Origin of the sequence: Pseudomonas sp. (genome assembly GCF_049590575.1) — a bacterium.
Classification (GTDB): Bacteria; Pseudomonadota; Gammaproteobacteria; order Pseudomonadales; family Pseudomonadaceae; genus Aquipseudomonas.
Window position 1 is genome coordinate 1 of the sequence record NZ_JBAWDE010000382.1, and the last position, 8,311, is coordinate 8,311.

At 62.0% G+C, this 8,311-nt stretch carries 5 protein-coding genes; 2 read left to right on the forward strand and 3 right to left on the reverse strand.

The window, feature by feature from the left end:
- From waaC to glnE, 3 genes are all read right to left on the reverse strand, one after another.
- Window positions 1-784, reverse strand: a 784-nt coding sequence (gene waaC, locus WBR57_RS26370) for a lipopolysaccharide heptosyltransferase I (protein ID WP_424087967.1), incomplete at its 3' end; no start/stop codon positions are given.
- 2 nt (window positions 785-786) lie between these two features.
- Window positions 787-1,821: a lipopolysaccharide heptosyltransferase II gene (gene waaF, locus WBR57_RS26375; RefSeq protein WP_424087969.1), complete on the reverse strand. Its 1,035-nt coding sequence runs from the start codon at window positions 1,819-1,821 to the stop codon at window positions 787-789.
- Window positions 1,822-2,041: 220 nt separating this feature from the next.
- Window positions 2,042-4,981 (reverse strand): bifunctional [glutamate--ammonia ligase]-adenylyl-L-tyrosine phosphorylase/[glutamate--ammonia-ligase] adenylyltransferase, encoded by a 2,940-nt coding sequence (gene glnE, locus WBR57_RS26380; protein ID WP_424087972.1) that lies wholly within the window; start codon window positions 4,979-4,981, stop codon window positions 2,042-2,044.
- 383 nt (window positions 4,982-5,364) lie between these two features.
- Here glnE and aceE point away from each other — a divergent pair, with 383 nt between their 5' ends.
- Together aceE and WBR57_RS26390 are read left to right on the forward strand one after the other, a co-directional pair.
- Complete coding sequence (aceE, locus tag WBR57_RS26385; protein WP_424087974.1) at window positions 5,365-8,010, forward strand: pyruvate dehydrogenase (acetyl-transferring), homodimeric type; 2,646 nt, start codon at window positions 5,365-5,367, stop codon at window positions 8,008-8,010.
- An 11-nt stretch (window positions 8,011-8,021) separates the two neighbouring features.
- Window positions 8,022-8,311 (forward strand): biotin/lipoyl-containing protein (locus WBR57_RS26390; RefSeq protein ID WP_424087976.1); only part of this gene is annotated, 290 nt, incomplete at its 3' end.

Below are 8,311 nucleotides of genomic sequence, written 5' to 3' on the forward strand. Positions count from 1 at the left end.
GGCCGGTGTCCACCGCCACACAAGCGCGCGCGCCCGCCAGCACGCGGGCCACGCCGGCCAGGTTGAGCTTGGGCAGCACTTCGGCGTTTTGCAGGCCCTGGGCCAGGCGTTCGGCGCGGGCTTTTTCGGCGGGGTTGCCCCATGGCAATTTCACGTCCACACCCAGTCGGCCCATGCGCTCGGCCAGCTCGCGCCAGTAGGCTTCAGGCCAGTGCTTGGTGTCCCAGGTGGTGCCGTGCAGCAGCAACACGAACGGTTTTTTCGGCGGCAGGCCGAGCAGTTTTTCGGTGCTCAGGCCGTAGTCGCCCAGGCCTTTGGGCAAGTCATAGCCGAGGGCCACGGCGAACAGCTGGCGCAAGCGCTCCACCGCGTGCTGCCCACGGGCCACGGCCAGGCGCCGCGAGTAGAAGCGCGCGGCAATCGGTTCGCGGGCCGAGTTTTTATCGAAGCCGGCAACCGGGGCACGTACGTAGCGCGTCAGCCAGGCGCTTTTCAGCAGGCCCTGGGCATCGATCACCAAGTCGTATTTAGTCGATTGGATGCTTTGCTTGAAGCGTCGCCACTCGCCACTCTTGAGGGTTTGCCAAAGGTTTTTGCGCCAGCGGCGAATCGCCACCGGGATCACCTTGTCCACCGCCGGGTGCCAGGTGGGGATTTCGGCAAAGCCTTCTTCCACCACCCAATCAAAGCGAATGCCGGGGATCGCCCGCGCTGCATCGGTAAGTGCCGGCAAGGCGTGGATCACGTCGCCCAGGGATGAGGTCTTGATTACCAGTACGCGCAAAACTATCGGACCTCGACCGCAGTGCCCTGCAACCGCTGCAAGGCTTCATTCACCGGCGGCGGCAGCAACTGGCGCATGCAGTTGTAATGCCCGAAACGGCAGGTGCGATCAAAGCACGGGCTGCAATCCAGGCCCAGGCGTACCACTTCGACCTGGTCGGCCAGTGGCGGGGTAAAGCCTGGGGACGTCGAGCCATACACCGCCACCAATGGGCGATTCAGCGCGGCGGCCACGTGCATCAATCCGGAGTCGTTGGACACCACCGAATCGGCGCAGGACAGCAGGTCGATAGCCTCGGCCAGCGAGGTGTCGCCACTGAGGTTCACCGCCTCTTCGCGCAGGCCGGGAATCAAGCGTTGGCGAATGTCTTCGCCCACCGGGTGGTCCTTCTTCGAGCCGAACAACCATACCTGCCAGCCTTCGCGGATCTTGGTTTCGGCGACCTTGGCGTAGTGCTCCGACGGCCAGCGCTTGGACTCGCCAAACTCGGCGCCGGGACACAGCGCCAGCACCGGGCGATCCAGCTGCAGGCCGAACTTGGCGAGGGCCGCGTCGCGGCTCACCGGGTCGATCTGCAGGCGTGGGCGCGGGTACGGCGTGGGCAGCTCGGCGCCGGGTTCGTAGGCCAGGGCCATGAAGCGTTCGATCATCAGCGGGTAGCGCGCTTTGTCGAGGGTGCGCACGTCGTTGAGCAGCACGTAGCGAAACTCGCCGCGCCAGCCGGTGCGCTTGGGGATGCCGGCAAAGTACGGCACCAGCGCCGATTTCAGCGAATTGGGCAACAGGATCGCCTGGTCGTACTGGCCGCCCAGGGATTTGCCGATACGCCGGCGGGTCGCCAGTTCCAGCGCGCCGTGGCCGAGCGGAAAGCTCAACGCCGCGCGCACTTCGGGCATGCGCTCAAGAATCGGCCGGCTCCACTCAGGGGCGAGCACGTCGATTTGGCAGTCGGGATGACGCTGCTTCAGGCACTGAAACAGCGTCTGCGCCATCACCATGTCACCGACCCAACTGGGCCCAACGATCAGAATATTCATGCAGTTTCCACAAACGATGCGGGGAGGCTTATGCCTCCCCGCCTCGATAATGACTATAAGACCGGGTTTGTGTGAACACCGGTTTGTATGGGAACGGGCGTGCTCGCGAAGGCATCACCACGGCCCGATAGACAGACCGCAGCGCCTGCTTCGCGAGCAAGCCCGCTCCCCCATAAAGCCGGTTTCCACATCAGATCGGCGTCGCTCAATTCATCCAGTTTCAGCTTAACCCCAGTTCTTTCCAGATTCGCATCACCTGGCGCCGTTCGTCGGCGAACTGATCCCCCGCCACGGTGCCGGCCTCGTTTTGCAAGGCCTGGCGGTGCGCGGCGGAGCGGTAGGCCTTATACACCTCGCGCAGCAGATGGGCATCGGCGGCGGGCATCAACCCCACCTGCTCCAGGCCTTCCAGAATGCGGATATTGTCGGTGTAGCGCAGCAACGATGGATGTTGCGCAGACCACGCCAAAGCCGCGTATTGCACCATAAATTCAATATCCACGATACCTCCGGCGTCCTGCTTGAGGTCGAACAGCGCCGTGGCCTCGAAGGCATTCGCGCCGGTACCGGCCGCGGTGCTCCTGGTGCCGAGGTTGTCACGCATCTTGGCGCGCATCTCGCTGACCTCCTGGCGCAGCTTGGCCAAGTCGCGTTCACGCCCCAACACCTTAGCCCGGACGTGCTCGAATGCCTGGCCCACATCCTGGCTGCCGACCAGCACCCTTGCGCGGATCAGCGCCTGATGTTCCCAGGTCCAGGCTTCATTTTGTTGATAGCGGTCAAACGCGCCCAGTGAACTGACCAACAGCCCGGATGCGCCAGAGGGTCGCAGGCGCATGTCCACCTCGTACAGCTGGCCGGAGTTGGTCTGGGTGGTCAGCAGGTGGATGATCCGCTGGCCCAGGCGCGTGAAGAACTGCGCGCCATCGATCGGCTTGGCGCCGTCGGTTTCGGCCTGCGGGTCGCCGTCGTGGATAAACACCAGGTCCAGGTCGGAACCATGCCCCAGTTCGATCCCGCCGACCTTGCCATAACCTACAATGATGAAGCCCGGGTCGCACAGCGTGCCGTCGACCCGTTGCGGCGCGCCATGGCGCGCCACGGTCTGGCGCCAGGCCAGGGCCAGCACCTGTTCGAGGATGGCTTCGGCGAGCCAGGTCAGGTAGTCGCTGACTTTCATCAACGGCAGGCTGCCGGCGATTTCCGAGGCCGCCACACGCAGGCGGTGGGCCAGTTTGAAGTGGCGCAAGGCTTCCATCTGCTGCTCAAGGTCGTCCTCGGGGATGCGCGTCAGGCGTTCGCGCAACTCGGCGGCGAGTTCCGGCGCCAAGGGCGGCTTGAACAGGCGCCCTTCGTTGAGCAACTCGTCAAGCAACAGCGGGAAGCGCGTGATCTGCTCGGCGATCCACGGGCTGGCGGCGCACAGGGTCAGCAGGCGACGCAGGGCGTCGGGGTTTTCCGTCAGCAGCACCAGATAAGCGGAACGCCGGGCGACGGCTTCAACCAGCGGCAGCACACGCTCCAGCACCAGGTCCGGGTTGGCGTGCTCGACGGCCTGGGCCAGCAGGCGCGGGATAAACGCATCCAGCCGTTCGCGACCGAGGCGCTGCATGGCGCGCAGTTGCGGGCTGCCACGCAGGCCGGCCAGGGCCTTGAGGGCTTTGGGCGCATCGCTGAAGCCACCTTCCTCGAGCTGGCGACAGGCGGCGTCCTCGTCCTGGGACTCTTCCCACAACGGCAACCACTCTCCGCCGACGACCAGCTCGCTTTCTTCGCCTTCCTCTTCATCCGGGTCGGCAATCACTTGGCGGAAGTGCCAGTCCACGCGCCCACGCCAGTACATCAGGCGCTCATGGAACGCGGCCCAATCGGCAAAACCGAGCATAAAGGCAATACGCGCCTGGTCTTCCGGGCTGTCCGGGAGCATTTGTGTCTGGCGGTCGGCAATCGCCTGGATGGCATGCTCGGTGTAGCGCAGGAATTCATAGCCGTTGCGCAACTCGGCAATCACCGCTGGCGGCAGGTAGCCCTGGCCTTCCAGGGTGCCGAGCACTTTCAACAACGGGCGCTGTTGCAGGCTGAGGTCGCGGCCACCATGGATCAGCTGGAACGCCTGGGCGATAAATTCCACTTCGCGGATACCGCCCGAGCCCAGCTTGATGTTTTCGGCCATGCCCTTGCGCCGTACTTCCTGCTGGATCAGCTGCTTCATGGTGCGCAGCGCTTCGATCGCGGAGAAGTCCAGGTAACGCCGATACACGAACGGCCGCAGCATGTCGAGCAGTTGCGCACCGGCCACCTGGTCGCCGGCGACTACGCGCGCCTTGATCATCGCGTAGCGTTCCCAGTCGCGGCCCTGGTCCTGGTAGTACTGCTCCAGCGCGTTGAAACTGAGCACCAGCGCACCGGCCGAACCGTAGGGGCGCAGGCGCATGTCGACGCGAAACACAAAACCGTCGACGGTCATCGGGTCGAGGGCCTTGATCAGTTTTTGACCAAGGCGAATAAAGAATTCCTGGTTATCCAGGGAGCGCTTCACCCCCACCGTTTCGCCGCCCTCGGGGTACGCGAAAATCAGGTCGATATCCGACGACAGGTTCAGCTCCACTGCGCCGAGCTTGCCCATGCCGAGGATCACCATGTGCTGCGGCTCGCCGCTGCGCCGGCCGGTGGGCGTGCCGAATTGCGCGCAGTGGCGCTGGTACAGCCACTGGTAGGCCTGGTCGATGCTGGCGTCGGCCATGTCGGAGAGGTCGCGACAGGTTTGCACCAGGTCGGCCTGGCGCGTCAGGTCGCGCCAGATGATGCGCACTTGCTGGCGCGTACGCTGGCGGCGCAGCACGCGGCCGAGTTCATCTTCTGTTTCGGCTTGTTGCACGGCGCCAGCGATTTGCCCGCACAGTTCGCCCGGCGCAAAGCCGCGGTCCAGCTCGCCCCAGGCCACCAGTTCAAGCAACATCACAGGGTCTCGAACACTCTGTTCAAGCACGAAATCACTGGCGGCGCACACGCGGCGCAAGTCGGCCCACCGTTGCGGCGACCACGCAGAAAGGCCATGATCGGCGTCCAGCGCGGCCACGGCGTCACGAAATGACTGCTCGGCCCGGCTGGCGTAAGGCAAGAGAATGGCGGGTAATTCGGCCAGCGTTGGAAGGCTCATGGTCTATCCTTGATCGACGCGTAAATAGCGTGTTGCTGCGAACGCAAGAACCACGTTCGGTGAAGGACTGTCGAACAAAGGTTAGAAATAGCTGAAAAATAATTAATTTTGGCAGGCAACATTAAACTTCTACCTTTTCTTGTTCGCAAATGATCAACAATAACGATTATGCTCACCAGCCAGACCGAGCAATCCGCTCAGTCTTGTGTAGTTTTACTACTCGTATATACATTCGAAAGGCTGAAATGGCCGACGATTTGTAGTAAAACTACAGGACGCCGAAGCAACCTTCGGCCATCCAAGAATTTATGTCGTCTGCCCACAAGGCCAGTCGCAAACTTCAGGCAACCGATTCTGGTAGCCTTTCCGCCCTGGAGCAAGCCATGCAAGACCTCGATCCCGTCGAAACCCAGGAATGGCTGGACGCCCTGGAATCGGTTCTCGACAAAGAAGGCGAAGACCGTGCGCACTACCTGATGACCCGTATGGGCGAACTCGCGACCCGCAGCGGCTCGCAACTGCCCTACGCCATCACCACGCCATACCGCAATACCATCCCCGTTACCCACGAAGCACGCATGCCTGGCGACCTGTTCATGGAACGCCGCATTCGCTCGCTGGTACGTTGGAACGCCATGGCGATGGTAATGCGCACGAACTTGAAAGATTCTGACCTGGGCGGTCACATCTCCAGCTTCGCTTCCAGCGCAACCCTGTATGACATCGGCTTCAACTACTTCTTCCAGGCCCCGACCGACGAGCACGGCGGCGACCTGATCTACTTCCAGGGCCACACCTCGCCAGGCGTCTACGCCCGCGCGTTCATGGAAGGCCGCATCACCGAAGAACACATGAACAACTTCCGCCAGGAAGTGGACGGTAACGGCCTGTCGTCGTACCCGCACCCTTGGCTGATGCCTGATTTCTGGCAGTTCCCGACTGTATCCATGGGCCTTGGCCCGATTCAGGCGATCTACCAGGCACGCTTCATGAAGTACCTGGAAGCACGCGGCTTCATCCCGGAAGGCAAGCAGAAAGTCTGGTGCTTCCTGGGCGACGGCGAGTGCGACGAGCCGGAATCCCTGGGCGCCATCTCCCTGGCCGGCCGCGAGAAGTTGGACAACCTGATCTTCGTCATCAACTGCAACCTGCAGCGCCTCGACGGCCCGGTTCGCGGCAACGGCAAGATCATCCAGGAACTCGAAGGTGTGTTCCGCGGTGCTCACTGGAACGTGACTAAAGTCATCTGGGGCCGTTTCTGGGACCCACTGCTGGCCAAGGACGTCGACGGTATCCTGCAGCGTCGCATGGACGAGGTCATCGACGGCGAGTACCAGAACTACAAGGCCAAAGACGGCGCGTTCGTGCGTGAACACTTCTTCAACACGCCTGAACTCAAGGCGATGGTTGCAGACTTGTCCGACGACGAGATCTGGAAGCTCAACCGTGGCGGCCACGACCCGTACAAGGTCTACGCGGCGTACCACGAAGCGGTCAACCACAAAGAACAACCGACCGTCATCCTGGCCAAGACCATCAAGGGTTATGGCACCGGTGCCGGCGAAGCGAAGAACACGGCGCACAACACCAAGAAGGTTGATGTTGAAAGCCTGAAGCTGTTCCGCGACCGCTTCGACATCCCGGTCAAGGACGAAGAGCTGGAGAACCTGCCGTTCTTCAAGCCGGAGCCAAACAGCGCCGAAGCCCGCTACCTCAGCGAGCGTCGCACCGCACTGGGCGGTTTCGTGCCACAGCGCCGCGCCAAGTCCTTCAACATTCCGACACCGCCACTGGATACCCTCAAGGCTATCCTGGACGGCTCGGGCGACCGTGAAATCTCCACCACCATGGCCTTCGTGCGGATCCTCGCGCAATTGGTCAAGGACAAGGAAATCGGTTCGCGCATCGTGCCGATCATCCCGGACGAAGCCCGTACCTTCGGTATGGAAGGCATGTTCCGTCAGTTGGGCATCTACTCCTCCGTCGGCCAGCTCTACGAGCCAGTCGATAAAGACCAGGTGATGTTCTACAAGGAAGACAAGAAGGGCCAGATCCTCGAAGAAGGCATCAACGAAGCGGGCGCCATGAGCTCCTTCATCGCTGCCGGTACTTCGTACTCCAGCCACAACCAGCCGATGCTGCCGTTCTACATCTTCTACTCGATGTTCGGCTTCCAGCGTATCGGCGACCTGGCTTGGGCCGCAGGCGACAGCCGTACCCGTGGTTTCCTGATCGGCGGTACTGCCGGCCGGACCACGCTGAACGGCGAAGGCCTGCAACACGAAGACGGTCACAGCCACATCCTGGCTGCCACCATCCCGAACTGCCGCACCTTTGATCCAACCTACGGCTATGAGCTGGCGGTGATCATCCAGGACGGCATGAAGAAGATGACCGAAGAGCAGCAGGACGTTTTCTACTACATCACCGTGATGAACGAGTCCTACCAGCAGCCAGCCATGCCGGCCGGTGTCGAGGAAGGCATCATCAAGGGCATGTACCTGCTCGAAGAAGACACCAAGGAAGCGGCGCACCACGTGCAGCTGATGGGCTCCGGCACCATCCTGCGTGAAGTCCGTGAAGCGGCGAAGATCCTGCGTGAAGAGTTCAACGTCGGCGCTGACGTGTGGAGCGTTACCAGCTTCAACGAACTGCGTCGCGACGGCCTGGCGGTCGAGCGCAACAACCGCCTGCACCCAGGTCAGAAGCCTGCGAAGAGCTACGTCGAAGAGTGCCTGGCCGGCCGTAAGGGTCCAGTCATTGCCTCTACCGACTACATGAAGCTGTTTGCTGAACAGATTCGCCAGTGGGTCCCGTCCAAGGAATTCAAAGTCCTGGGCACCGACGGTTTCGGCCGCAGTGACAGCCGCAAGAAGCTGCGTCACTTCTTCGAAGTTGACCGTCATTTCGTGGTGTTGGCAGCCCTGGAAGCCTTGGCTGACCGTGGTGAGATCGAACCCAAGGTGGTGGCTGACGCTATCGTCAAGTTCGGGATCAACCCGGAAAAACGCAACCCACTGGACTGCTGAGGAGATTTTTTGTGAGCGAACTCATTCGCGTACCTGACATCGGCAGCGGTGAAGGTGAAGTAATCGAGCTGTTTGTGAAGGTCGGCGACACGGTTGAAGCCGACCAGAGCATCCTGACCCTGGAATCGGACAAGGCGAGCATGGAAATCCCTGCTCCCAAGGCCGGCGTGGTCAAGAGCCTGAAAGTCAAGCTGGGCGACCGCCTGAAAGAAGGCGACGAACTGCTGGAGCTGGAAATCGAAGGTGCCGCTGATGCGGCCCCTGCCGCGGCGGCTCCTGCTGCCGCTGCCGCACCTGCACC

Bases quoted from the DNA above. Each gene is read 5' to 3' on its own strand.
- waaF (WP_424087969.1), bottom strand. From the start codon at position 1,821: ATGAATATTCTGATCGTTGGGCCCAGTTGGGTCGGTGACATGGTGATG.
- glnE (WP_424087972.1), bottom strand. From the start codon at position 4,981: ATGAGCCTTCCAACGCTGGCCGAATTACCCGCCATTCTCTTGCCTTAC.
- aceE (WP_424087974.1), top strand. From the start codon at position 5,365: ATGCAAGACCTCGATCCCGTCGAAACCCAGGAATGGCTGGACGCCCTG.